Source organism: Amycolatopsis keratiniphila subsp. keratiniphila (assembly GCF_001620365.2).
In the GTDB taxonomy this organism is placed as follows: domain Bacteria; phylum Actinomycetota; class Actinomycetes; order Mycobacteriales; family Pseudonocardiaceae; genus Amycolatopsis; species Amycolatopsis keratiniphila.
This window is the reverse complement of sequence record NZ_LQMT02000031.1, coordinates 90,680-114,136: the sequence shown is the minus strand read 5'-3', so window position 1 is coordinate 114,136 and position 23,457 is coordinate 90,680. Positions and strand designations below refer to the sequence as shown.

Below are 23,457 nucleotides of genomic sequence, written 5' to 3'. Positions count from 1 at the left end.
GGTGATCGGCCGGTCCACCCATTCGGCCGAACAGGCCTCGGCGGCCGCCGGGGAGCCCGGCGTCGACTACTTCTGCACCGGGCCGTGCTGGCCGACCCCGACGAAGCCGGGCCGGTCCGCGCCGGGACTCGATCTGGTGCGCTCGACGGCCGCGTCCGGGACCACGCGGCCGTGGTTCGCGATCGGCGGGATCGATACCGAGCGGCTGCCCGAGGTGCTGGGCGCAGGCGCGTCGCGGATCGTCGTCGTCCGGGCGATCACCGAGGCCGAAGACCCCGAAGCGGCCGCTCGCACGCTTCGCTCCGCCCTCTCCTGACCCCCTGCATTTCGTCCTCTGAATGCGGTCGTTGGTATCGCGAACTACCGCGTTCAGAGGACGAAATGCGGGAGGGGGGTCAGGGCACGGGGGTGTTCGAGGCGGGCGGGGCGGACGGCGTCGTCGAAGGTGCCTGAGAGGTCGAAGGCGCGGTGGACGGCGCTGTCGGCGTCGTCGGGGGCGCCTGCGTAGTGGTGGGTGTCGTCGAAGGGGGCGGAGTGTTCGTCGGCGTCGTCTCCGGCTGGTCGTCCTTCGTTTCCGAAGGCGACGTCGCGGGCGGAGTGTCGTGCTTGTCCTGCCGATCCTGCGCCTGCCCGCCGCCGATGATCTTCCCTATGGTCGTCCCGGTCCCGCCGCCGAAGGTCTTCCCGGTCGCGCCCTCGAAACCGGTGATCGCGACGAGCGCCACCGCGAACGCCACCACGCTGACCCCGGCGATCACCGCCCAGCGTGGCTTGAACTTCCGGCCGGAGGGTTCCTCTTCGTCCTCGGACGGTTTCAACCGGACGGTTTCCGCTTCGGCGGGGTCGAGCACCCGGCGCCGTCCCGGCACGGTCAGCACCACTCGCGCCTTCAACGCCGCGTCCTTCGTCCGCTGAAGCGAACGCAGGTACAGCTCACCGCCGAGTGTCGTGATCACACTCGCCAGCCCGGCGCCCGCCACCGTTCCGGCCACGCCGAGCGTGGAACCCAGCAGCGCCGCGGTGATCGCGGCCATCGCCGCCGCCGTCACCTGGATGATCCGGCCCTGCTTTTCCGTCTTTTCGGTTTTCTCCGAGGTCTCCTTGGTCATGATCCCGTTCTGCTGCTAGTCGGTCCTCACCCGTCCTAACGAATAAGGCGCACGGGATGCTCCCTTCGTTGTCCGCACGTGAGGAGCGCCACGCCGTCTGTCCAAAAAGGACTGTCCAAGGCTTACAACTCCTTGACATAATCGGATGTATGGATCTGGTATCGATCGAGGAAATCCGTGACGCGGCGAGCCGTGTCAAAGGCGTCGCGGTGCGCACACCTCTGCTGGCACAAGGGTGGGCGCCGTTGTGGCTCAAACCGGAAAGCCTTCAGCCGATCGGCGCTTTCAAGGTGCGAGGGGCCTACAACGCGATCGCCGCGCTGACCGAAGATCGGCGCGCTCGCGGCGTCGTCGCGTTTTCCAGTGGCAACCACGCGCAAGCGGTCGCCTACTCGGCGAAGCGTTTCGGGATTCCCGCGGTGATCCTGATTCCGGATGTCGCCCCGCGCGCCAAGGTCGAAGCCACCAAGGCGCTCGGCGCCGAGGTCATCGAAGTCCCGATCGACGCCCAGGAGTCCTCCGCGCTCGCCGTCGCCGAGGAACGGGGGCTCACCATGATCCCGCCGTTCGACCACCCAGACGTCATCGCCGGACAGGGCACCGTCGGCCTGGAGATCGCGGAAGACCTGCCGGACGCCGGCGTCGTCCTCGTCCCGCTCAGTGGCGGCGGGCTGGCCTCGGGCGTCGGCACGGCGATCAAGGCGCTGCTGCCGGACGCGAAGGTCATCGGCGTCGAGCCGGAGCTGGCGGCCGACACCGCCGAAGGCCTGCGCGCGGGCAGGCGGATCGAGTGGCCGATGGACCTGCGGGCGCGGACCAGCGCCGACGGCCTGCGCGCCCAGCCGTCGGACCTGACCTTCGCCCACCTCCAGTCGGTACTCGACGACGTCGTCACCGTTTCGGAGGAGGAGATCCGGAACGCCGTCCGGACGCTGGCGCACCGCGCCCGGCTGGTCGCCGAGCCGAGCGGCGCCACCGCGACCGCCGCGTTCCTCTCGCACCGCGACGCGCTGCCGCCGGGCAAGGTCGTTTCGGTCGTTTCGGGCGGCAACCTGGACCCGGCGACCCTCGCCGACCTCCTCGCTTAGGACGACACGCGTGATTGGGTGGACGACACGACGTGATGTCCGTCTGATCACGCGTGTCGTCCGTCTGATCACGCGTGATGCCCGGGACGGACGTGTGTCGGGGGCGAGTCGACCCCGCAATGGAGGCATTCGCCGGGGTGCGGTGACTCGTCGGTGTCTTCGGCCGAGGGGGTGTCTAGGACACCGTTGTGGATGCCGAGCGCGATCAGCCCGCCCCCGATCGCCAGCGCCGCGCACACCAGCAACGCGGTCCGCCAGCCCGCGGTCAGCGCGACCGGATCGGTGTACGCGGCGCCGGACAGGCCGGCGACGGCGGGCAGGACGGCGATCGCGAGCAGGCCACCGGACCGGGCGATGGCGTTGTTGACCCCGGAGGCGACGCCGGCGTACCGGTCCGGCGCGGCGGCCAGCACCGTCGCGGTCACCGGCGCGACGACCGTCGCCAGCCCGGCGCCGAACACGACGACGGCGGGCAGCACCGATCCCAGGTACGAAGATCCCGGCCCGACACGCATCAGGAGGAGCATGCCGACGCCGACCAGGATCGGTCCGGCGACCAGCTGAGTCCGCGGCCCGATCTTCTGCGCGAGCGCGCCCGACCGGCCGGAGAACAACAGCATGATGACGGTGATCGGCAGCCCGGCGAGCCCGGCCGCGGTCGGCGAATAGCCCAGCGACACCTGAAGCTGCATGACCATCAGCATCATCACGCCGCCGAGCGCCGCGTAGACGACGAAGGTCAGCGCGTTGGCGAGGCTGAACGTCCGGTCGCGGAACAGTTTCGGCGGCACCAGCGGATCGGCCGAGCGGTGCTGGATCACCAGGAACGCCACCAGCCCGGCGACACCGAGCACGATCGCCACCAGGACGACGACGTCACCGATACCGCGTCCGGGCGCCTCCACGAGCGCGCCGGTGAGTCCGGCGAGACCGATCGCGCCGACGGCGGCGGCGAGGAAGTCGGGATGCCCGGTCGCCTCCTCGTCGCGGGACTCCGGCACGTAGCGCCGGGCGAGCAGCACGCAGACGGCGGCCAGCGGCAGGTTGATCAGGAACGCCAGCCGCCACGACCACACCTGTACGAGGACGCCGCCGAGCAGCGGGCCGATCGCCGCCGCGATACCGCCGAGCCCGGACCAGGCGCCGATCGCGCGGGCCCGGTCGTCGTGGGCGAAGGACGCTTGGAGGATCGCGAGGGAGCCCGGTGTGAGCAAAGCTCCCCCGATCCCTTGGAGGATCCGGGTCGCGACGAGCATCTCGGTGGTCGTCGCGGCGGCGCACAGTCCGGAGGCGACACCGAACCAGACGACACCCACGATGAACATGCGACGGCGGCCGTAGCGGTCGCCGAGTGATCCGGCGACGAGGATCAGCGCGGCGAGCGCGAGCAGGTAGCCGTCGAGGATCCACTGAATGCCCGCGACGGACGCATCGAGTTCGTCGCCGATCCTCGGGAGCGCGACGTTGATGATCGTCCCGTCGAGCATCGCCATACCCGAGCCGACGATGGTCGTGGCGAGCACGCCGCGCGCCACCGGCGTCCCCCACCGGATTCCCGCCGCCGTGTCAGTCATGGGATGACTGAATCACGACGATCGGTACCCCGGCCACCGGGAAATCGGCGCGGATTCCGGGAAAGCGATCCTTCCCGGAATTACCTGACTCGTCAGGGAAGCAACGTGGTGACGAATTTGTAACGGTCACCCCGATAGATCGCCCTCGCGAACTCGACGGGTTTTCCGTCGGTGGCGAAGGAATGCCTCGAAAGGAGCAACATCGGCATTCCGACGTCGGCGCCGAGCATCTCCGCCTCGTGCGGTCCGGCGAGGGCGGTCTCGATCGTTTCCTCGGCCCTTTCGAGCTCGACGCCGTAGTGCTCCCTCAACACGGCGTACAGGGAGCCACCTGCGGAAACGTGTTTGCGCAAACCGCGGAACCGGCCGAGCGGGAGATGCGTGGTCTCCAGCGCCATCGGCTGCGAATCGGCGAGCCGAAGACGGCGAAGGCGAAGAATCTTCGCGCCCACCCGGATTCCGAGCAGTTTCGCCAGATCGGCTTCGACGGGCAGTTCGTCGATCTCCAGGAGCTTGGAAGAAGGCTTGAGGCCCTGCTTGCGCATGTCCTCGGTGTAGGACGACAACTGCAGGCGCTGCGCGAGTTTCGGTTCGGCGGCGAAGGTGCCCTTGCCCTGCACGCGGTGGAGCCTGCCCTCGGCGGTGAGGTCGGCGAGCGCCTGCCGGACGGTGGTGCGCGAAACGGTGAATTCCCCCGCCAGTGCCCGTTCCGTCGGAATCGGCGAGCCCGGGGGCAACGCGTCGAGCAGATCGAGCAGATGCTGTTTCAGCGCCCAGTACTTGGGTTCGCGCTGTCCGCGCATCCCCGCCGTAGCGCCCGCCTCACTCGCGGTGGTTGTCTCCAACATGACCGACTCCCTAAGCCTTCCCACTCGAACGCGCACCGTCCCCGCTAGGAAACGTACCCTTCTCCACAAACGTCCATTCGGGCTAGCATTGGTCTAGACCTACTCGGGGGACGAAGTACGTCCCGGTGGAAGGGAACGAGATGACCGAACAGCGCCCCGGCGAGCACATGGCCGCGGAGATCTCCCAGCAACCCGCCATTCTGGCAGGAATCGTGGAGCGACAGGCCGAAATCGCCGAGGTGGCCGAAGCCATCTCCAAGCGCCCGCCCAGGTTCGCACTGCTCGCCGCCCGGGGCTCCAGCGACCACGCCGCCCTGTATGCGAAGTACCTGATCGAAGTACTCCTCGGTCTCCCCTGCGGTCTCGTCTCGCCCTCCACCGCGACTTTGTACGGCGCCCGTCCCGATCTGCGGGACGTTCTCTTCATCACAGTAAGCCAAAGCGGTGGTTCTCCGGATCTCATCGAGGTCACCGAAACCGCGCGTCGCCAGGGAGCGCTGACCGTCTCGGTCACCAACACCCCCGAATCGCCGCTGCGCGCCGCCGCCGAACTCGGCGTCGACATCGGCGCGGGGCTGGAAAAGGCCGTGGCCGCCACCAAGACCTACTCGGCCACCTTGCTTTCGCTTTACCTTCTGATCGACGCGGTCCGCGGCGGCAAGGGCGAGGACGCGGAGAAGCTGGGCGAGCTCGCACAGCAGACCCTCGACGGCTCCGTCGAAGGCGTGCAGCGCGCGGTGGACCGCTACCGCTTCGTCGACCGGGTGCTCACCACCGGCCGCGGCTACTCCTACGCCTCGGCACTGGAAGGTTCCTTGAAGCTGGCGGAAACCAGCTACCTCGCGGCCCGCGCGTACAGCGGCGCGGACCTGTTGCACGGCCCGGTCGCCGCGGTCGACGGCGAGACCGCCGTGCTGGCCGTGACGAGCCAGGGCCACGGAGTGGGCGCGATGCAGGAGGTCCTCGAGGCCGTCGGCAAACGCGGCGCGGACGTGCTGGCGGTCGGTTCGGCTTCGGCCGACGTCCCGGCGGCGCTGCGGATCGGCGTCGCGCCGTCCGCCGAAGAGGTCGCCCCGATCCTGGAGATCCTGCCCATCCAGCGGATCGCGCTCGGCCTTTCGCTGGCGCGCGGCGGTGACCCGGACAGCCCCCGCGGGCTGCTCAAGGTGACCAAGACCCGGTGAGTCACGTCGTTGGAGTGGACGCCGGAGGCACGTCGACGCGAGCGATCGTCGTCGACGCCTCCGGTGCCGTCCTCGGCACCGGGCGCGCGGGCGGGGCGAATCCCAACTCCCATCCACCGCACGAGGCCGCGTCGCGGATCGCGAGCGCGGTCACCGGCGCGCTGGGCGAACTCGACCCGGCCGCGACGGCGGCGTGCGTCGTCGGCATGGCGGGCGTCAGCAAACTGAGCGATCCGTCCATCGCGGAGATCTTCGAAGCCGCTTGGAAGGACGCGGGAATCGGTCCGGTGCGGACGGTTCCCGATCCGGAGGTCGCCTACGCGTCGGCGACCTCCTCGCCCGACGGTTCGGTTCTCGTCGCGGGCACCGGGTCGATCGCCGGCCGGATCCGCGGCAGGCGCATGGTTTCCACCGTCGGCGGCTACGGCTGGTTGCTCGGCGACGAAGGTTCGGCGTACTGGCTCGGCCGTGAAGCCGTTCGCTCCACTTTGGATGTTCTGGGCCGCGGTGGCGAACCCGGTCCGCTCGCGCGCGCCGTGCTCACCGAAGCGCTCGGACCGTCCGCAATGGACCCCGCGGCCGGAGCCTCGCTGTGGCGCGCGCTCATCACGAGCGCCAATTCCGAAGCACCGATCCGGCTCGCGAGATTCGCCCCGTTCGTCAGCGAGGCCTACCGCGAAGGCGACCCGGCGGCGGACGAGATCACCACCCGCGCGGCCGCGTTGCTGGTGACGAACGTCATGACCGCGCGGGATCCCGGGGAGAGGACACCGGTCGTCCTGGTGGGCGGCGTGCTGTCACCGGAGGGCCCGGTCGGAGCGAAGGTCCGCGCCGAACTCGCCGGTCTCGATGTCCTGACCAGCACCGACGGTGTGCTCGGCGCCGCATGGCTCGCCGCCGTCGACGCCTACGGCGAAGGGGCACCGCGGCCGGTGTCACCCTGAAAAAACACCCGGGACAAGCCCGAAAAGACCAAACCATCGACTCCGGGGCCGAACTCCGGGTACCGTAGGACCCGGCCCCCGGACCCTCCCCCCTCGCCGGGGGCCGCCTTATGTCCTGGGCAGCCCACCAGGCGCGGAATCCGAGGGATTTTCGTTTTCCTCCACCACCCGAAGACCGGGATGTTCCGGCGGCAGCGTGCGGTAGAGCACCCAGCCGCTCACGGCGACCGTCACCGCGACCAGCGGCCAGGACAGCACCGTCCGCGCGATGCCGAGCGCGACCACCTGCCCGCTCCACCACAGCGAGCCGTACACGGCGACCCGCAGGGTGTACTGGAGGAAGACCCACACCCAGCTCGCCCGCGAATACGCGCGCAGCAACGCGGGATCGCGGCGCCAGCGGGTCTTCTGCCCGATGACGAGCCCGACCACGACGCCGAGCAGCGGCCACCGCACCACGATGCTGGCCGCCCACAGCAGCGCGCTGGCCACATTGGACAGCAGCTGGATGAGGAAGAAGTCTTCGGCGCGGCCGGTGTGCAGGGCGATCAGCGCGGCGGCGATCACCGCGGCGAGGCTCACCACGACCGCGCGGGCCTTGTCGCCCCGCGCGACCCGGTACCCGCCGAGCAGCACCGCCACCCCGATGGCCGCACCGGAGCCCCAGGCGATCGACTGGCCGGCGATCAGCCAGCCCAGGACGAAGGCCGCGGGCGGGATGCTCGCGTCGATGGCGCCACGCCGCCCGCCGAGGATCTGGGCGAGCGACTCGCGCGGGGGTCGTGAGGTCACCCATACAGCCTGCCGGATCTATGAGCCCGAACACCCGGGCGGGGAGACGTTCGCCACATACCGTGTCCGGTTTACGCCCGCTTGAGGGGAATCTCCGCAGCCCAGGAGTGTACATCCCGGTAATGGAGATGCATGGACGTCCGACAAAATAAGAGACTGTGTCAACGGGCTGAACCACGGGTTTCGGCCAGGTGGGATTGCAGGGGCGCTCTCAGCTGTTAGTTGTGGTGTACAAGTACCAACCGGGGGCACACGGACGGAAGGGGACCCAACGTGTACGGATTCGACAGCTACGTGGCGATAGGTGACAGCTTCACCGAAGGACTCAACGACGACTTGCCCGACGGCACCTTCCGGGGCTGGGCGGACAGGCTGGCGGAGATCCTCGCCGAAGGCAGGCCCGACTTCCAGTACGCGAACCTGGCCCTCCGCGGGAAGATGCTCGACGAGATCCTCGAAGAGCAGCTGCCCATCGCCCTCGAAGTGAAGCCCGACCTGGTCACCCTGTGCGCGGGCGGCAACGACATCATCGTGCCCGGCGCGGACGTGGACGCCGTCGCCGCGCGGCTGGAGGCGGGGGTCGCCAAGCTGCGCGAGGCCGGGATCCCGGTGCTCATCTTCAACGGGCCGGACACGAAGTACCTGTCCGTGATGCACGTCCTGCGGGGGAAGGTCGGCATCTACAACGCGCATCTGTGGGCGATCGCCGACCGGCACGGCGCCAAGATGGTCGACATGTGGGCGATGGCCCCGCTGCACGACCGCCGTGCCTGGAGCGACGACCGGCTGCACTTCACCCCCGAGGCCCACCGGCGGATCGCGCTGCGCGCGGCCGAGGTCCTCGGCGTCCCGGTCGCCGACGACTGGCGTGAGCCGTGGCCGGCGTCCGAGCAGCCGAGCACCTGGATCACGTCGCGTCGTTCGGACCTCGAATGGACGAAGGCGCATCTGCTGCCGTGGATCCGGCGTCAGCTCAAGGGTGAGTCGATGGGCGACGGCCTGTCCCCGAAGCGCCCCGAGCTCGCACCGCTGCTCCCGCTGGAGCAGATCGAGTCGGGGACCGTCACCCTCCCCGCCAAGGATCTGCGGGAGATCCACCACCACGCGAGCTGAACCGCGGAAGTACGTGAAGGCCCCCTTCATTGCGTCTAGCGCAGTGAAGGGGGCCTTCACGTACTTCTAAGGCGGCATCACCCGAACGGGTCATGTCCCGTTCGTCCGATGCACCCACGCCTGACGCGGCTTACAGTCCCTTCATGCCCGGTACACGCTGGAGCCGCTTGCTGCCTACAGCGCTGCTGGTCACGCTCGCCTTGACGGCGATCACCGTCTGGTCGGCCTCGGACGACATCGAGGCCGAGCTGGCCGCGCGCGCGAAGGCCGCGCTCGCCGACGTCGGCGTCTCCGGCGGTCAGGTGAGCTTCTCCGGCCGCGACGCGAGCCTCACCGGCTTCCCGCCCGACAAGGCCGCGCAGGCGATCGACGCCATCCAGCGGATCGACGGGGTCCGGACGGTCGAGATCTCCGGTGACACCGCCCCGCCCGCCGGCCCGGTGACCACCAGCGGCGAGCCGTCGAGCCAACCCCCGCCGAGCCCGCCGCCCAGCACGACGCCGACCTCGGCCAAGCCGACGGACAAAGCCGGGTTCCAGGCCGAGATCGACCGCCTGCTCGCGGCCACGCCGATCACCTTCGAACCGGACACCACCGACCTCACCCCGGACGGCGAACGCGGCGCACTGGAGATCGCCAAGCTGCTCACGGACGCGCCCCGCGACCTGAAGTTCCGGATCACCGGGTCGGTCGCGACCGGTTCGGACCGGAAGCTCGCGCTTAACCGGGCGCTCACGGTGGAGCGGCTGCTGGAGCGCAACGGGGTCAAACGCGACCAGGCGTACTCCCCTCAGCGCAAGAACTCCGACGGCGCGAGCGGCGAGGGCCGCCGCGTCGACATCACGGCGGAACAGAGGTGATGGCCTGATGCTCTGGCTCTTCGGGCAGATCTGGCTGTGGCTGCTCATCTCGTTCGCCCTCGGCTGCGGTGTCACCTGGCTGCTGATGCGCGGCGAACGACGCGAGCGGCCCGCGGCGGAACCGGTGGCCCCCGAGCCGGTGCGCGAGTTCCCGGTCGAGCGCGAGCCGGATCCCGAGCCCGTGCCCGAGCTGCTCTCCACCGAACGGACGCAGTTCCTGCCGCCCGCGCGGATCCAGGACGACGACGAGCCGTACGACCAGGAGGCGGAAGGCCACCGCGAGGGTCAGCTGATCCCGGAACCGGTGCGGGCCTACCACCCGGAGCAGCGGGAACCGGCCGCCCGCAACGGTGAGGGCGCGCACGAGCCCGAACCGGTCTGGCCGAGCGACGAGGACTGGCCGCCCGCCAGGGAGGCGCCCGAGCACCGGCCGGGGCAGGGCGGCTGACACTCGCCTGGTAAATTCGGCTACGCACTGTGAGCGGGACGCCGGGTACGTTTCTTCGATCGGGAGCTCCGGCACACGAAGGAGGCTCCGATTGGCGCTCCCCTATTGGACGCCGCACAACCTGCTGCCTCCTGGCCGCCATCCCGCCGATCTGGCCGATGTCTACGAGCGGCTGGTCTTCGACGCGCCACACCAGAACGACCGTGAAATCCTGTTCAGCGCGCTGAACAGCTACCTGGGTGTCGCCCGGCGGATCATGCCGACCGGCCGCGCGTGGATCGGCGGCGATCTGACCGCCAGGACCCCGCATCCGCCGCGCGGGCTCGACGTGGTGCTGTTCCCGGACGAATGGGGCGCGCTCAAACGGCTGGACGACGCGGGCCGCTCGGCGCTGTACGGGCTGCTGACCTTGCGCGGGGTCATCGTCGGCCAGCCCGCGATGTATCTCGACCAGGTCCAGCCCGTCGGCGGCATGCTCGACGGTTTCCTCTGCCGCCCCGGCGACGAGGAGATCTGGGAAGAAGTGTGGGCATCGGGTGGCAGGGGAATTCCGGAAGTGATCTGGTGAGGAACGAATTCCGGCGTATCGCCGACGAGATCCCCGGCGGCACCTGGCTCGACGACCTCGCCCGCGCTTCGGCGATGGCCGCGTACGCGAAGTTCGAGCGGACGTCGCGTTCGCCGCTGCTCCGGGTGTCCGTGATCGGCGAATCGCATCTGGACGCGTACACCTTTTCCGACATCAGCCGCGCGTTGCAGGACGCGACGGCGAAGATCGGGCACATCATCCGCAATCCGTCGGGCGAGGTGACCTTCGTGCAGCCCGCGGACCGGGAGAAGGCCCCGCTGATCCAGCGCGGCCAAGCGGGTAACGCGATCTTCTTCGGCTTCCCCGAACCGGCGCTCGACGACGCGCTGATCCACGACGGGATCGAGTCGCTGTCCGAACGCGCGGTCAAGGAACTGTGCGACTTCCTGCCGGCCAACGGCTCCGACGACGGCGCGCTGGACGCGGTGCTGCTGCAGCGCGACACCGTCCGCAACGCGGTCAGCGACATCGTCAACGCGGTCAGCAAACACGCCGGGATCGGGATGGCGCTGACCCCTACGACCGGCGACGAACTGACCCGCAGCATGACCACCGAGCAGGCCCGGATCCTGTCCGGGAGCCTGCGCGAGTCGCGCGAGGCCGTCGGCTACGAAACGGTCAGCGGCAGGCTCGACGGGGTCCGGACCCGGCGCCGGATCTTCTATCTCGAACGCGAATCGGGCGGCACGATCCAGGGCGCGGTCGCGCCGGATCTGCTCGACGAGATCAAGGAGAACCTGGACCGGCCGGTGACCGCGCGGCTGCGCGTCGTGCGCACCACGACCATCGACGGCCGCCGCGGCCGCCCGGTGCACGAACTGCTGGAGATCACCCCGGAAGTGAACCTGTTCGATCAGTGATCGGGTTTCCGACAATTCTCGTCAGAAAATGTCGATGACCGCTTGATCATCGTGGAATGATGACTTTTTCCGGCAGGTAACAATTTCGGCCATTGCCCCGAACGATGGGTTAACGTCTTCGGACGGAAGCCTCCGAAAGGGCACGTATGCCGACCGATCCACCTCTCCCGCACCCGCCTGCCACCCGCTACGGCTCCGGGTTCGCCGCGCACGGAACACGGCACCGCAAACCCAAGAACGGCCTGGTCATCGCAGGTTTCCTGGTCGGACTGGCGGCACTCGGGGTCGCCTTCGTCCCGGTCGCCGGGATCGCCGCCTGGCCGCTCGGCGTGATCGGTTTGATTCTTTCCGTGATCGGTTTGACCAAAATCAAGAAGGGCGAAGCGGACAAGAAGGGAATGGGGATCGCGGGGCTCGCGCTTTCCATCGCCGGGCTGCTGGCCGCGGGCGGGTTACTGGTCTACACCAGTTTCTTCGCCACCGGCGAGTCGGGCTTGCACATCCCGGCCGTCGCCGGGGACAAGAACACCGTCGAGTTCGTTGTCAGCGCCTCGGGCGGCGCGACCGTCCGGTTCGGCTCGCTCAACGACCAGCGGACCGAGACGACCCCGGCCAGCACCGACGAATGGCGCGGCACGGCGTCCTTCAACTCGGGCGACTACCTGCTCACCGTCACCGCGGACACCCGGAACTCGTCGGTCAGCAACCAGATCGCCTGCACGATCCTGGTCAACGGCCAGAAGGTGGCGGAGAACAAGGGGCAGACCATCGCCCTGTGCACCGCCGGCACCGGCTGACCACCCGCCTGGCGGCCGGCCGGTATCGCCCCCACCTCCACCGGCCGGACCGCCACGAGCCGCTCCTGGCGGCTCTTCAGACGGGCCGAGAAGGGCCCGCCCGAGCGCCGATCCCTACCGCATGCCCCTCCCCTAGGGCTCGATCGACGCTGAACCGGACCCTACGCGCGTGTGCGGCGAGGCCACTAAGAATCCGCTAAGGATCACTCACGGACTTTCGCCGAGGTCCGTGAGTTCCGCACGGACCAATGCCGCGAGTTTCGGATTGGCGTCCGCGAGGATCTTCAGCGCGAGCGCGAACTGCTCGCGGGCACCGTCCACATCCGACCCGGCCCGCAGCACCCGGCCCAAGGTCAACCGCAGTACACCCTCCTGGAGGACGAACCGCCTGCTGATCGTCAGGTCCACGGCCTCCCAGACGTACCGTTCGGCCGCGGCGAGTTCGCCGATCCGCATGCTCAGTTCGGCGAGATTGTTCAGCGAGACGACGACGTAGCTGTCGTCGCCGAGGGTCCGGTCGATCTCCAGCGAGGCGACCTGATGCCCGATCGCCTCGATGAACCGCCCGGCCCGCTTTTCGGCCTCGGCGCAGTTGTTGAGTGCCTGCCCGCGGAGTTCGAGGTCGCCGGTGCGCTCGGTCTCCTCGACCGCCTGCCGCAACGTCCTGATCGCCTCGTCGTACCGGCTGAGCAGGGTCAGCGCGGAGCCGAGGTGGATGTTCGCCGAGACCATCAGCCTGCTGTCGCCGATCGCGCTCGCGAGTTCCAGCGCGCGTTCGGCGTCGGCGAGGCAGCCCTGCGGCAGTTCGAAGGTGAGCGCGATGGCGCACCGCGAGATCAGCATCCAGCACCGGCCGAGGACGTCACCGGATCGCTCGGCGGCCTCCAGCCCGATCCCGACCAGCCTCGTCCATTCGTCCAGCAGCGGGTACACCGCGCGATAGGTGTGCGCGACCCTGGCCAGCCGCCAGACGTCGTCGTGCCGTCCGGCGGCGCGGGCGGCTTCGAGGACTTCGAGCAGGTTCTCCCATTCCGAGGTGAACCAGTCCTGCGCGTCGTCGAAGGAACCGATCGGCGGCGTCTGCGCGTCGGTCAGCACGTCGGTGAAATCGAGGGGGTCGACGATCCGGAGCATCTTGCGCCGGGCCCGGTCGCCGACGGCCTGATAGAACCGCACCGAACGCGACAGCACGGCCTCCCGGTCGGCCTCGTCGAGTTCGTTCTCGGCAAGTTCGCGGAGGAACAGCCGGACCAGATCGTGCGGGACGAAGGAATCGCGGCCGGTTTCGGCGAGCAGGTTGTGCGCGGCCAGCACCCGCAGATGCCGCCGCGCCTCGGCGACGGTGATCCCGCCGATCGCGGCCGTCAGATGCGAACCGGCCGAAACGCACTGGACGACGCCGAGCCGCAGGAAGGTGTCCGCGACCTCGGACGGCAGGCCGCGGAACGAGACGTCGAACGCCGCGCGGACCCCGTCGTCCGGCCCTTCGACGTCGAGCGCGGCCAGCCTGGTGCGCTCGTTGCCGAGCTCGTCGACCAGATCCTGCGCCGACCACTGCGCACTGGCGGCGAGCCGGGCCCCCGCGATCCGCAGCGCCAGCGGGAGATAACCGCACAACCGGGCGAGCGCGTGGTTGAGGTCGTAGCCGGCGGGCCCGGCGAGTTCCTCGATCAACCGGACGGCGTCACCGGGCGCGAGCGTGCCGAGCACCCGGAGTTTGGCGGCGTTGGACACGGCGAGCCCGTCGAGGCGGGAACGGCTGGTCACCAAGGCCATCGACCGCGAACCGGGCGGCAGCAACGGCCGGACCTGCTCGGCGGAGCGGGCGTTGTCGAGGATCACCAGCATCCGGCGGCCGGCGATCATCGACCGGTAGAGGGCGACGCGTTCGTGGACCTGTTCCGGGACGCCCTCGGCCGGGACGCCGAGCCCGAGCAGGAACTGGGTGAGCAGCTCCGCGGGCTCCAACGGCGGATGCTGCGGGTCGAAACCGCGCAGCGCGGCGAAAAGGATCCCGTCGGGGAAGCGGCGGGCCGCCCGATGCGCCCACCACACCACCAGGCTGCTCTTGCCGATCCCGGCGGTCCCGGTGACCACGCCGACCGCGGTCTCGCCCGCTTCGGCCCGCTCGGCGAGCTCGTCGAGCCAGGCCAGGTCCGCCTCGCGCCCGGCGAGGTTCGGCACCGCGGGCGGCAGCTGCTGGACGGGCGCCGTCTCGGACTTCGGTTCCGCGACGACCTTGACCGGCAGGTCGTCGTTGAGGACGCGTTCGTGCAGCCAGCGCAGGTCCGCGCCGGGTTCGACGCCGAGGGTGCGCAGCGTCGCCCGGGACACCGTGCGGTAGAGCTCGAGCGCGTCTCCGCGGCGCCCGGCGTGATACAGCGCGCGCATCAGCTGACCGGCGGTGCGCTCGGCGAGCGGGTTCGCGCGAATCAGCGGGCTGAGCTCGACGATCAGTTCCGCGTGCCTGCCGAGTTCGAGATCCGCGTCGACCCTGGCACCGTGGACGGCGAGCCGCAGATCCTCCAGTTCGGGGGCGCGGACCGAACCCGGCACGCCGGCCAGCGCGGGCCCCTGCCAGAGCGAGAGGGCCTCCGCGAGCAGTTCGGACGCCTTGTCCGGCTCCTCCGTCGAAGCCCGCTCCAACAGGGACCGGGCACGGTGGACGTCGATCCGGTCGGGCTCGACCGTGAGCTGGTAGCCGGGCGGCGCGGTGAGGATCCGGGCGCCGCGCGGGTGGTCGCCCTGGATGTCGCGGAGCACGCGGCGCAGATGCGAAACGTTGCCGTGGACGATCGTGCGGGCGGTGGCGGGCGGATCGTGACCCCAGAGCGCGTCGATGATCTCGTCGAGCGCGACGACCTTGTTGACCTTCAGCGCCAGCAGCGCGAGCAGGCCGCGGACGCCGGGTCCGCCGACGGGGACCGGCCGGTCGCCGTCGAGGAGGCGCACGGGACCGAGGAGCTGGAAGCGGGCAGGGGAACCGCTTTCGGCCATGACAAGCCCCCCTCCCTCCGATCTCTCCCCTTACCGGAGTAGCCAACCTACCGCGCGAAGGGCCCGCCAACCAGAACGCGGCAGGTCGTGAAGGCTCGATACGGACAAATGCCCCAGATTTCTTCTGTCCACTGTGGACTTGCTGGGGCGCTCGTGTCCTGAAGGCCCCCTTTGGGACGTTGAACGTCTCAAAGGGGGCCTTCAGGACAAAGGTGCTCAGCGCCGGGGCTCGCCTGAAGTACATGAAGGCCCCCTTCACTGCGCTAGACGCAAGCAAGGAGGCCTTCACGGAACGAAAAAAGGCTCCGTGCCATCAGTCCCGATCTGATGGCACGGAGCCGGGGGATGTCCGACTTGGGCCGCCTGGGGGCGCGACCCACATCGGACATCGGCGTCCACGTCCGTCCGGGTGGGCTCACCCCGAGCGAAGAACCCGTTCGGTCGTCGACAACACCTACGTGAGCGAGCCCACTGGCCCGCTCACGTGGCGACAACGTAACAGGGCGCACACCGACGGCTACAAGCACCCCGTCATGGCCTTCGCGACCTGCTGTTTCGCAAATCGGGTCAGCGCGTCAGCGGGGTCGAGTCGCGGCCGGCGATGAAGGCGGGACGCGGTTCGATCGCGGCGTACGGCTCCTGCAACGCGTTCTCGACGCTGTTGAACACGACGAAGATGTTCGACCTCGGGTACGGCGTGATGTTGTTGGACGAACCGTGCATCACGTTCGAGTCGAACCAGAGCGCGGAACCGGCCTGCCCGGTGAACTGGTCGATGCCGTATTCGGCGGCGAGCGCGGTGATGTCCTCCTCGCTCGGGACGCCGACCCGCTGCTCTTTCAGCGAACTCTTGTAGTTGTCTTCCGGGGTTTCCCCGGCGCACTGCACGAAGGTCCGCTGCGAACCCGGCATCACCATCAGCCCGCCGTTGAACGGGTAGTTGTCCGTGAGCGCGATGGAGCAGCTGACCGCGCGGGGCACGGGCATGCCGTCCTCGGCGTGCCAGGTCTCGAAGTCCGAGTGCCAGTAGAACCCGGTGCCCTTGAAGCCGGGCATGTAGTTCACGCGGCTCTGGTGGATGTAGACCTCGGAGCCGAGGATCTGCCGGGCCCGGTCGAGCACGCGCGGGTCGCGGACGAGTTCCGCGATCAGCTCGCTGGTCTCGTGGACGTCGAAGATCGAGCGGACTTCACCGGTCTTGGCCTCGGTGATCACGCGTTCGTCGCCGCTGTGGTCCCCCGACGACATCCTGACGAGTTCCTGCCAGTAGGTCTGGACCTCGCCCGGCGACAGCAACTGGTCGACGACGGTGTAACCACGCGTTTCGTGGTTGGCGAGCGTGGCCGCGTCCAACGGACCGTCGGCCTCGGTGCCCCAGACGGTGGGGTGCGTCCTGGGCAGGTGTTCGGGCTTACCCGTGATGCGGGTCGGGTAACTGTCGTCGACTCGGGTGTCGGTCAGCGTCAATGCAGTCGCCTCCTCGAGCGATTTCTAGGGTTCGGTGACGAGCGGGTACACGCCGTTTTCGTCATGTACCTCACGGCCGGTGATGGGCGGGTTGAACACGCAGACGCACTTGATCTCGGTCTTGGGCCGGACCTGGTGCTTGTCGTGGTCGTTGAGCAGGTACAACGTGCCCGGCTTCAGCTGGAAGACCTCGCCGGTCGCGGTGTTTTCGAGCTCGCCTTCACCGGAGGTGATGAACACCGCTTCGATGTGGTTCGCGTACCAGAAGTCGTTGACCGTCCCGGCGTACAGCGTGGTCTCGTGCACCGAGAAGCCGACGCCTTCCTTGGCCAGCACGATGCGCTTGCTGCGCCAGTTCGGGGTCTTGATGTCGGCGTCGGTGTCGGTGACCTCGTCGAGGGTTCTGACAAGCAACGGAAAACTCCTTCTCGTTCCTGGTTGGGGCGGTCAGTTCAGGACAGTGGCGACGGCCTCGTCGATGATCGACAGACCCTTCGTGAGCTCGTCGTCCGTCAGGGTGAGCGGCGGCAGGACCTTCATGACCTCGCCGTCGGGGCCGGAGGTCTCCATCAGCAGACCGCGCTCGAACGCGGCGGCGCAGACCTTGCCCGCGAGGTCGCCGTTGGCGAACTCGATACCCCGGGCGAGGCCGCGGCCCTTGGCGAACAGGTTCGCGTCCGGGTACGCCTCGACGATGCCCTGGAAGGCGGCGGCGATGCGCTCGCCCTTGGCCTTCGTCGACTTCTCCAGCTCGTCGTCGCTCCAGTAGACGCGGATCGCCTCGGTCGCGGTGACGAACGCCGGGCTGATGCCGCGGAAGGTGCCGTTGTGCTCACCCGGCTCCCAGACGTCGAGGTCCGGGCGGATCAGCGTCAGCGCCATCGGGATGCCGTAACCGCCGATGGACTTCGAGAGGCAGACGATGTCGGGTTTGATGCCCGCGTCCTCGAAGCTGAAGAACGGGCCGGTGCGGCCGCAGCCCATCTGGACGTCGTCGAGGATCAGCAGGATGCCGTGCTTCTTGCACAGGTCGTCCAGCGCCTTGAGCCACTCGATGCGGGCGGCGTTGATGCCGCCTTCGCCTTGCACGCCTTCGACGATCACGGCGGCGGGTTCGTTCAGGCCGCTGCCGGAGTCTTCGAGCAACTTCTCGAAGTAGAGGAAGTCCGGGATGGAGCCGTCGAAGTAGTTGTCGTACGGCATCGGGGTGGCGTGCACCAGCGGGACACCCGCGCCGCCGCGCTTCATCGAGTTGCCGGTCACCGAGAGGGCGCCCAGCGTCATCCCGTGGAAAGCGTTGGTGAAGTTGATGACCGATTCCTTGCCGGTCACCTTGCGGGCGAGCTTCAGCGCGGCCTCGACGGCGTTCGCGCCACCGGGGCCGGGGAACACGACCTTGTAGTCGAGATCGCGCGGCTGGAGGATCTTCTCCTGGAACGTCTGGAGGAAGTCCCGTTTCGCCACGGTGAACATGTCGAGCGCGTGCGTCACGCCGTCACGGGCGATGTAGTCGATCAGCGCCCGCTTCAGCGCCGGGTTGTTGTGCCCGTAGTTGAGCGCGCCGGCCCCCGCGAAGAAGTCGAGATAGGCCTTGCCGTCTTCGTCGTACAGGTAGCTCCCCTGGGCCCGGTCGAACACCACGGGCCAGCCACGGCTGTAACTGCGTACTTCGGATTCGAGTTCCTCGAAAATGCTCATCACGTTTTCTTTCTCCCTGAGATCCCCGGATTTACGTTCTATTGACTGCTGAGCGGACCGATTCGGTACAGGTCCTCCTGCTCATGCGTTCCTTCCTCGGCCGGGAAATCCGTCGCGGAGAACAGATCCTGGCGTTCCACGGTGGTGTCCCACCGCTTGGCGAACGAGGCGAACAACCGGATCGAAGCCTCGTTGTCCGGGGTGATCGTGGTTTCGAGGTACCGCACGCCCTGGGCGGTCAGACGGCCGAACAGCTCGTCGAGCAGGGCTCCGGCCAGGCCTTTTCCTTGCTGGGACGCGTCGACCGCGACCTGCCAGACGAAGCCGGTGTCCTGCTTGCGGTATCCGATCACGAAGCCGACCGGGACGCCGTCGACTTTCGCGACGACCGAGGTGTCGGCGAAATCGTGGCACCACAGCAAATAGGCATAAGGCGTGTTGAGATCGAGCTTCTTCGAATCGCGGGCGATTCTCCAGAGCGCGGCACCGTCTGCCTTGGTCGGAGTTTCGATCAAGTGCTTTCCGGACATGTCCAAGAAACGTACCCGAGGATTCGGGCGCGGTCAGATCCGCGCGGCAGCGGCAACGCGGCTACCTGCAACAACCTCGAAACACACGTGAGAAAGGTAACTGTAACGTTTGAAGCGCAGCACGTGTGGGTAAGGCCGCTTCGGTGCGGTCTCACTGCACGTGACGATACCAACCGTTACCACTTCGTCGCACGGTCAGGACGCGATTCGGGTTCCGATTCCGCTATTCACGACGGCGCTTGCGACCGGCGAGTGAACCGATCGGCGTCCAGATGGCGGGCAGGACGAGCAGCAGGCAGACGACCAGCCACCACACCGGTGCCTCGCCGCGCCGCCAGCCCGCGACGACGCCGCCGAGCCAGCCGAAGAGCGGATCACGCACCGGTGGCAGGAACGCGGCGAACAGCAGGGCCGCCACCACCAGCACGCCGAGCACCGTGAGCACCATCCGCCACGTCTTCCGCAACGTCATCAGGCTGACCACCAGGAACACGACGGCGCCCGCGGCGACCGGCACGCCGACCCACTGCAGGACCGGGCCGCCCTGTCCACCGAGGACGAAGCCCGCCAGCACGGTGATCAGCGCGGCGAGCACGTTCCACGGTGACGGCAGGGTGGCCGCACCCCGCGTGATCCACCACGCGCTGCGCCCGGCGGCCTTGGCGAAGGTCGCGGCGGGCTGGACCGATTTCGGCACCCGGGTCGCCCCCGCGGCCGCGTTGAGCCCGGCGGCGCCCGCCTTGACCAGCGTCTTCGTCAGGAGCATCGTCCCGCGTTCGTGCTCGAACCGTTCGCCGGAGACCTGGCACGCCTGGAACGCGCGCTGGGTCTGTTCGTCGGTTTCCGGCTCGTTCTCGATCATCCGGCGGAACCGTTCCGACGGTTTCCCGTTCCCCTTGGCCGTTTTCGCGTCGTGTCCGCAATGGAGGCCGACACAGGGCAGTTCCTCGCGCGCGATCTCCAGCTGCCGCACCCTGGCGACCACCATCGCCGTCACCGGCATGCTGATCGGCAGGGCGGCTTTCCCTTCGACATCGGCGAGTTCGCCGTCGAGACCGAGGAAAGCCAGCTCCCCGGCCAATTGCGCGCGCAGGGCGTCCGCTTCCTCTTGGGACAGACCGTCTTCCGTGCCCGGCTGGCGCCAGCCGATCCCCTTGAAGGTGTCCCGCACCTGCGCCCGGAACGCCTCGCGCCCGACGACGTCCCGCAGCAGCCGCAGGCGTTTCGGGTCGAGCAGGCACTGCACCAGCCAGCCCGCGCCGTCGACGCGGCCCCACATCCAGTCGTTCGCGCGCCAGGAAGCCTTGTAGAACGCGCCGAAGTAGTCGGCCTGCATCCCGGTGAGCTTGTCCCAGGAGCGGCGGCGCTTCATGTCCATCAGCGTCCGCGAATCCGCGCTCACCTGGACGAGATCGACCCGCTGGTCGACCGACGGCGGCTGCGCGAGCAGTCCCCGGGTCGCGATGTGGAGACGCACCAGCCGCGAGGTGACGATGGGATCTCCGGCGCTCGTGTCGTCCGATGTGAGTCCTGTCCAGGCCAGCAACGTGCTGACCGTATCGGCGGCCTCGGTGTCGGGTTTCGCTTGTGCCAGCGGCAAAAGGATCGGCGTCGCCTGCCGGAGCGCGGCGACGACGAGCGGCCACGCCTCCTTCAGCGTGTCCGACCGGCCGAGGCCCGCCCATTCCGTGGCAAGGCCTTCGATCCACGCGGCGAGCGTGACGTCGGCCGACGGCGGGCCCTGTTCGGCGACCCAGCCCGCGAGCCGTTTCCCGCGCGCGGCCTTGTGGCGCGCTTCGTGCAGCAGCACCCGGCAACGGTTGAGCTGCACCGCCTGCGCCGGCGACGGATCGAGCCGGAAGCCCGCGTTCACCAGCTGGAGGCCGGTGGCCACCGAATCGTCGAGTGCGGTGGTGCGGAAGGCGACCAGGTCCGCGAGGTCGCAGGTGTCCTTCGGCGGCTCGGTGGGCAGGCCGTCGCGCAGCCCGGCGGCCGCGGCCGCGCGCAGCTGCGCCGCCGTGCCGGACGCCCACTGGCGGCCTTGATCCTCCACATCGGACAGTGAAAGCCTGCGGGTCGCCTCGCGGACCAGCGCGGTGGCATCCTCCTGCACCCGGCGGTCGCGGTAGTCGTTCATCAGCCGCTGGTCGACCAGCGTGTCCGGCCCGCCGCGCACCCCCATCGCGGCAAGGGAGACCCGGGTCCCCCTGGTGCGGACGACGGCGTCGTTGTGCCTGGTCAGGTCTTCCAGTTCGGCGCTGATCGTCTGGCTCAGCACGGTGCCGACGACCTTGCTCATCGCGCTGCCCAGCAGCGGCGGACGCTCGGGATCGACCGCGACCCGCTCGGCCTCGCGTTCGGCCGTCGGCACCACGTAGAGCAGCAGCCGCCGGACGTCCGAATGCGACTGCCGTTCGAAGATCTCCCGCAGCGCCGGCCGCAGCGGCTTGTTGAGCAAGACACCACCGTCGGTGAGCCAATGCGACCGCGTGACGTCGGTGTACTTCGTCATGTCCGGATGCAGCGGGCCGGTCTTCTCGCCGATCGGCATCCGGGAGAGCTCGAACGCACCGGGGAACGACGCGGTGGACCGCGCGGCGAGCGCGAGCGGACCGACGACGTCATCTGTCCACAAAGGAGCGTCGAAGCGGAACAGCAGGCGATGTTCGGTGTCCCGCACCAGGTTTCCGAGCGCGTCGTCGAAGCGGGTCGTCTCGCCGTCGATCATCGTGCCGGTGAGCAGCACGGTGATGTCGGGACAGTCCGGTTTCACCGTCGCCTTGTCGGTGATCCGGTGCAACGCGTCCTTGAGATCGCCGAGCAGCACCTTGTCGCCGTCGAGCAGCGAACGCGGTTCCTTCTCACCGGGGTCGCGGATCAGGTTGTCGAGCGATCCCGTGCTGATCCACGTGTCGCGCAGCACCTGCGGGCTCGACCGGAAGGCCTCGGCCAGCCCGAGGCACGCCGCGTTGATACCGCCCGCGCTCGTGCCGGTGAGCACGTCGAGCGAGACGGTGGCGTTGAGCAGGTCGAGCAAGGCCCGGTACGGGCTCTCCGATTGCGGTGTTCTCGACGCCTGCAACAGATGCGAGGTCTCGGTGGCGACCCCGCCCATCCAGACCGCGAGACTCGCCCCGCCCACCATGGTCATCGCCAGCCGGATCTCCTGCGGCCACGGGCTCCCCGCGTCGGCCATGTGCGCCCTCCCCAAGGCTTTGGTGCAGGGGGCACTCTAGCCCGGACGGCGGACCCGGTGTACCGCCGAAGAGGCAGCCATCCGCGCATTTCGTCCTCTGAATGCGGGAAGGGGTCAAGCGGCGAAGTGCTCCAGCAGGAGAACCTGGGCCTCACCGACGGCGAAACCCAGGACGGCGCCGGTCGCGATCAGGATCCATTCGTCCTGCTGGAACGCCGGCCGCAGCAGGCCCTCGAATTCGCGCGGCGACAGCTCCTTCATCTTCGTCACCAGCACGTTCCGGATGTCCATCGCGTCGGTCGCGTAGTCCTCGATGTACCGCATGGTCTCGGGAAGCTTGTCCATGATCTTCTCGGCGATGTTCAGCTTCATGTCCTGATACCGCCTGCTGCCGACGGCGAACACCACCAGCGGTTTCCCGACGCCGACGCGCCGCCCCAGCTGTTCGTCGAGCTGCCGTTGGATGAGCCCGAGCACCCGGTCCGACAGCGGGCCGCGCAGCACCGCCTCGATCACGTTGTGCGGGGTGATGATCTCCTTCGCGATCAGCGCGCCGTACGCCTCCGCGACCTCGCCGCGCCGCTTCAGGAACAGCCCCTGCCAGCGCACGCCGAAGTACCGGCGTTCCTCGATCGGATAGAAGATCATCCGCAGCGCCAGCCAGTCGGTGAACCAGCCGGTGAAGAGCCCGAACAGCGGCATGATCAGCGGGAACTTGAACAGCACCCACGCGATCATCTGGATGACGCCGATAAGCCCGCCGAAGAAGATGCCGGAGCGGGCGATGAACTTGAACTCCTTGTCGCCCGCTTCCTGGAAGATCCGGTTCAGCAGCCGTTTGTCCTTGACCAGTGCGGTGACCACCATGCCCTTGAGGTCGAACACACTGTCCACATCGGACTTGATGAGTTCCAGCACGGCCGCGACCATCCGCGGCGTCTCGGCCTGGACGCGCTGGATCACCAGCCGCTGCATCCCCACCGGCAGGGATTCCCACAGCCCCGGCTGGTAGTGGGCGGCGACGTCGCGCACGATGTCCTCGACGGCCGCCTGTAGTGGTTTTTCGATCTCCTTGGCGATTCTCTGCGGATCGAGCCGGGCGACGACCTCCGCCGGTTTGATCAGCTGCTCGGTCATCGTGTCGCAGGCGATACTCGCCATCCGCGCGGCGCGTTTGGGCACGATGCCCTGCCAGCCGAGGAAGGGTTTGATCCCGATGAACTCGACCGGCTGGAACATCATCCGGATCGCGACGAGTTTGGTGGTGTAGCCGATCAGGGCGGCGACGATCGGGATGGAGACGTAGATCGGCCAGTGCTCGCCGAAATCGGCGAGGATCCCGTCGAGGAACGCACCCATGCCG

At 68.7% G+C, this 23,457-nt stretch carries 21 protein-coding genes; 10 read left to right on the top strand and 11 right to left on the bottom strand.

The genetic code is table 11. From position 1 onward, the window contains the following. Nucleotides 1-316: thiamine phosphate synthase (locus AVR91_RS29895; protein ID WP_211282787.1), on the top strand; the 316-nt coding region annotated here is incomplete at its 5' end. Nucleotides 317-395: 79 nt separating this feature from the next. Here the strand turns inward: AVR91_RS29895 and AVR91_RS29890 are convergent. Further along, the gene (locus AVR91_RS29890; RefSeq protein WP_063273055.1) at nt 396-1,109 is read right to left on the bottom strand and encodes a hypothetical protein; all 714 of its coding nucleotides are present in this window, start codon (nt 1,107-1,109) and stop codon (nt 396-398) included. A 149-nt stretch (nt 1,110-1,258) separates the two neighbouring features. On the opposite strand from AVR91_RS29890, the gene AVR91_RS29885 reads away from it, so the two are divergent. Beyond that, nucleotides 1,259-2,197, top strand: a complete 939-nt coding sequence (locus AVR91_RS29885) for a threonine ammonia-lyase (protein WP_063273054.1) — start codon at nt 1,259-1,261, stop codon at nt 2,195-2,197. A 68-nt stretch (nt 2,198-2,265) separates the two neighbouring features. Here AVR91_RS29885 and AVR91_RS29880 read toward each other — a convergent pair whose 3' ends face one another. Together AVR91_RS29880 and AVR91_RS29875 are read right to left on the bottom strand one after the other, a co-directional pair. Then, nucleotides 2,266-3,771, bottom strand: coding sequence for an MFS transporter (locus AVR91_RS29880; protein WP_063273053.1), 1,506 nt, complete (start codon nt 3,769-3,771; stop codon nt 2,266-2,268). A gap of 92 nt (nt 3,772-3,863) precedes the next feature. Further along, complete coding sequence (locus tag AVR91_RS29875) at nt 3,864-4,619, bottom strand: GntR family transcriptional regulator (protein WP_005160527.1); 756 nt, start codon at nt 4,617-4,619, stop codon at nt 3,864-3,866. Between the two features lie 140 nt (nt 4,620-4,759). Between AVR91_RS29875 and AVR91_RS29870 the strand changes: the two genes are divergently transcribed. Together AVR91_RS29870 and AVR91_RS29865 are read left to right on the top strand one after the other, a co-directional pair. Further along, nucleotides 4,760-5,803 (top strand): SIS domain-containing protein, encoded by a 1,044-nt coding sequence (locus AVR91_RS29870; protein ID WP_037336305.1) that lies wholly within the window; start codon nt 4,760-4,762, stop codon nt 5,801-5,803. Then, nucleotides 5,800-6,747, top strand: coding sequence for an N-acetylglucosamine kinase (locus tag AVR91_RS29865; protein ID WP_063273052.1), 948 nt, complete (start codon nt 5,800-5,802; stop codon nt 6,745-6,747). Before AVR91_RS29870 ends, AVR91_RS29865 begins: the two co-directional genes overlap by 4 nt. A gap of 108 nt (nt 6,748-6,855) precedes the next feature. On the opposite strand, the gene AVR91_RS29860 is transcribed toward AVR91_RS29865, so the two are convergent. Further along, entirely contained in the window at nt 6,856-7,539 is a 684-nt protein-coding gene (locus tag AVR91_RS29860; RefSeq protein ID WP_016337637.1) for a DUF3159 domain-containing protein, read from the bottom strand. A 273-nt stretch (nt 7,540-7,812) separates the two neighbouring features. On the opposite strand from AVR91_RS29860, the gene AVR91_RS29855 reads away from it, so the two are divergent. The 6 genes from AVR91_RS29855 to AVR91_RS29830 all read left to right on the top strand — a co-directional run bounded on the left by AVR91_RS29855 (nt 7,813) and on the right by AVR91_RS29830 (nt 12,206). Beyond that, complete coding sequence (locus AVR91_RS29855; protein ID WP_063273051.1) at nt 7,813-8,652, top strand: SGNH/GDSL hydrolase family protein; 840 nt, start codon at nt 7,813-7,815, stop codon at nt 8,650-8,652. Between the two features lie 143 nt (nt 8,653-8,795). Beyond that, on the top strand, nt 8,796-9,512 hold the full coding sequence (locus AVR91_RS29850; RefSeq protein WP_228709388.1) for an OmpA family protein: 717 nt from the start codon (nt 8,796-8,798) through the stop codon (nt 9,510-9,512). A 7-nt stretch (nt 9,513-9,519) separates the two neighbouring features. Continuing rightward, nucleotides 9,520-9,960 carry a hypothetical protein gene (locus AVR91_RS29845; protein ID WP_063273049.1) on the top strand — a complete coding sequence of 147 codons (441 nt, stop codon included), beginning with the start codon at nt 9,520-9,522 and terminating at the stop codon, nt 9,958-9,960. 91 nt (nt 9,961-10,051) lie between these two features. Then, on the top strand, nt 10,052-10,528 hold the full coding sequence (locus AVR91_RS29840; RefSeq protein WP_063273048.1) for a DUF6932 family protein: 477 nt from the start codon (nt 10,052-10,054) through the stop codon (nt 10,526-10,528). Continuing rightward, entirely contained in the window at nt 10,525-11,409 is an 885-nt protein-coding gene (locus tag AVR91_RS29835; protein ID WP_063273047.1) for a hypothetical protein, read from the top strand. Before AVR91_RS29840 ends, AVR91_RS29835 begins: the two co-directional genes overlap by 4 nt. 146 nt (nt 11,410-11,555) lie before the next feature. Continuing rightward, entirely contained in the window at nt 11,556-12,206 is a 651-nt protein-coding gene (locus tag AVR91_RS29830; protein ID WP_063273046.1) for a DUF4190 domain-containing protein, read from the top strand. A gap of 207 nt (nt 12,207-12,413) precedes the next feature. Here the strand turns inward: AVR91_RS29830 and AVR91_RS29825 are convergent, their stop codons facing one another. The 7 genes from AVR91_RS29825 to AVR91_RS29795 all read right to left on the bottom strand — a co-directional run bounded on the left by AVR91_RS29825 (nt 12,414) and on the right by AVR91_RS29795 (nt 23,453). Continuing rightward, complete coding sequence (locus AVR91_RS29825) at nt 12,414-15,203, bottom strand: AfsR/SARP family transcriptional regulator (protein WP_063273068.1); 2,790 nt, start codon at nt 15,201-15,203, stop codon at nt 12,414-12,416. A 567-nt stretch (nt 15,204-15,770) separates the two neighbouring features. Then, entirely contained in the window at nt 15,771-16,670 is a 900-nt protein-coding gene (gene thpD / locus AVR91_RS29820) for an ectoine hydroxylase (protein ID WP_063273067.1), read from the bottom strand. Between the two features lie 24 nt (nt 16,671-16,694). After that, nucleotides 16,695-17,084, bottom strand: a complete 390-nt coding sequence (locus tag AVR91_RS29815) for an ectoine synthase (protein WP_007033454.1) — start codon at nt 17,082-17,084, stop codon at nt 16,695-16,697. Nucleotides 17,085-17,117: 33 nt separating this feature from the next. Beyond that, nucleotides 17,118-18,368 carry a diaminobutyrate--2-oxoglutarate transaminase gene (gene ectB, locus AVR91_RS29810; RefSeq protein WP_063273066.1) on the bottom strand — a complete coding sequence of 417 codons (1,251 nt, stop codon included), beginning with the start codon at nt 18,366-18,368 and terminating at the stop codon, nt 17,118-17,120. A 38-nt stretch (nt 18,369-18,406) separates the two neighbouring features. Continuing rightward, a complete protein-coding gene (gene ectA / locus AVR91_RS29805; protein ID WP_063273065.1) occupies nt 18,407-18,898 on the bottom strand; it encodes a diaminobutyrate acetyltransferase in 492 nt (163 codons plus the stop codon). A 223-nt stretch (nt 18,899-19,121) separates the two neighbouring features. Beyond that, nucleotides 19,122-22,094 carry a patatin-like protein gene (locus tag AVR91_RS29800; protein WP_063273064.1) on the bottom strand — a complete coding sequence of 991 codons (2,973 nt, stop codon included), beginning with the start codon at nt 22,092-22,094 and terminating at the stop codon, nt 19,122-19,124. 114 nt (nt 22,095-22,208) lie between these two features. Further along, a complete protein-coding gene (locus AVR91_RS29795; RefSeq protein ID WP_063273063.1) occupies nt 22,209-23,453 on the bottom strand; it encodes a DUF445 domain-containing protein in 1,245 nt (414 codons plus the stop codon). Nucleotides 23,454-23,457: the final 4 nt, after the last annotated feature.